This window comes from Helicobacter canis, from assembly GCF_008693005.1.
GTDB classification, from domain to species: domain Bacteria; phylum Campylobacterota; class Campylobacteria; order Campylobacterales; family Helicobacteraceae; genus Helicobacter_B; species Helicobacter_B canis.
On record NZ_VXKE01000024.1, the window covers coordinates 1 to 1,994 of the forward strand.

Here is a 1,994-nt window from a genome sequence, read left to right on the forward strand (position 1 = left end):
CTCTTGCATCTGCTAGAGTGGCTGCTTCTATGCGCTGCTTGGTTCTGCGCTCTTTGTTTTTCAAGCTTCTTCTGTTTTGTTCTGCGAGATAGGTGTCTATAAGCATTTTTCGTCGCATAGATTGGCGGACTACTACGCTTGTCATGCTTGCAGCAATGGAGCGATCAAGATCGAAATGCGGGGTGCCATCGCTGCCAAATTCAATCCCTATACCATCTAGTTGTGGGCTAGGCTTGAAAGTAACCTCCCCTTGGACAAGGTAGTTCTCGCTCCCATTGGTTACATAGTCTTTGAGCCGGTTACTGATAGGTTTGCTTGGGTCAAAAGTGCCATTGATGTAGTTGATTTGCACGGTATTGACAGCAAACTCTTTGTTTGTCCCTCCCCCATTACCCTTATTGATCTCCACTCTTTTAATAGCAGTATTACCATCGAGTCCTACGCTTAGGGTATCGACCCGTAGCGAAGCAGCACCTTGTTTTATGTCTATGCTAGAGAGCTTTGAGGTTGGATTCTGTGCTACACCTGTTAGAGTGTTTATGGTGGAGTTGCCTTTATTAACCTCTAGTGTATCAATAGTGCCGCCTGCATTATTTGTGATACTTGCTTCAGATTCTAGGGTAAGTGTGCCTATTTTCTTGTTATTGGTGATGTATTTGTTGCTCGTATTATCAACAGCTGTTAGCTTGGTGATTTCGCCGTTGTTGGTTATGGTGCCACCATTTAGGGTAAAATCAGTAACCTTGCCATAGATAGTATGCTTACCATACTCTTGGGTAATCTTGGCAATAGCGATATTTGATCTATTGTCAAATGTGCTGCCACTGCCGCCAGCTTTAAGCACGACATTGTTAAGTGTGCCGCCTTGATGAGTGAATACACCTCCATAGAGATTGAGTGCAGTGATTGTGCCGCCTGTTTGGGTGGCAGTGCCGCTGTGCTGATCTAGGGTATTGATTTGCCCACCATTTTGGGTGAGATTACCACCATTTTGGGTAAGGGTAGTGGTTGTTCCATTATTTTGCGTGAAATTGCCGTTGTTGAGCGTAGCGGTATTGGTGGTGCCGCCTGCTTGGGTGAAAGCTCCGCTGTTTTGCGTCAGTGCGCTTATCGTGCCATTATTTTGCGTCAGGCTACCAAAATCTAGCGTGGCGTTGGTAATTGTGCCATTGTATTGAGAGAATGCACCGCCTTGGAGACTGAGCGTGCTTATCTGTCCGCCATCGCCTACTGGTGCGTAGCCATCGCCACTAGGTCCATAGCCTTGGTAGTAGTGTCCGCTGGTTATGGTGGCGTTACCCACGCTACCACCTTTTTGATAGACACTGCCACCAGATTGGTTGAGGTTTTTGATAACTATACCAGCAAGACCATTATCTTGTATGACTACTTCGCTGGTTTGCCCTTGATCTTTGTAATATCCATCTTGTTGATAAAAGTTGTCAATAGTGATTGTGCCATTACCTTGTGCTTCGAGCGCTAGACGCTTGACTGAATTAACAATAGTGCCTATGGTGCTTGGATTATCCCTGCCAGTAATCTGGCTCATAAGATAGCCTCGCGCTATGATTGTATTGAATGTGGAGTTGCCGATATTGACATCATACCAGGTGTTCTCATTCACCTTAACTTGTCCTTCCCAGAGAAATCGTCCGCCAACTCTGGTGGATACGAAACCTAGTGGGGTTTGGTCTGTCCTTTCTTGTAAATATGCTTCCACATTCTGTATATATCCGCCAAGTTGTGATCCGGTCTTATAGGTCAATGCCCATTTACCCCCAATCCGCTCCCAACCAAAAGCACCTCCAGTGCCTCCGTTACTCCACTGCACTTTAGGTCGATCGGCTGCCTCTGCACAATCTGGTGTAATCATCATAGCACCTAGCGTGAAAAAGCACGCTAGGCTTAGGCTCAAGCGGGTAGGTTTGGTTTGAGTAGATTTAGGGCTAGAATCTACAAGATTCCCCCCCCCCCCCCCGTTTATATGGGGCAGT

The 1,994-nt window shown here is 46.4% G+C and carries 1 protein-coding gene; it reads right to left on the bottom strand.

What is annotated here, in order from left to right; genetic code table 11:
• The coding region (locus F4V45_RS09520) for an autotransporter outer membrane beta-barrel domain-containing protein (protein ID WP_170235228.1) at positions 1-1,994 on the bottom strand (1,994 nt) is incomplete at both ends.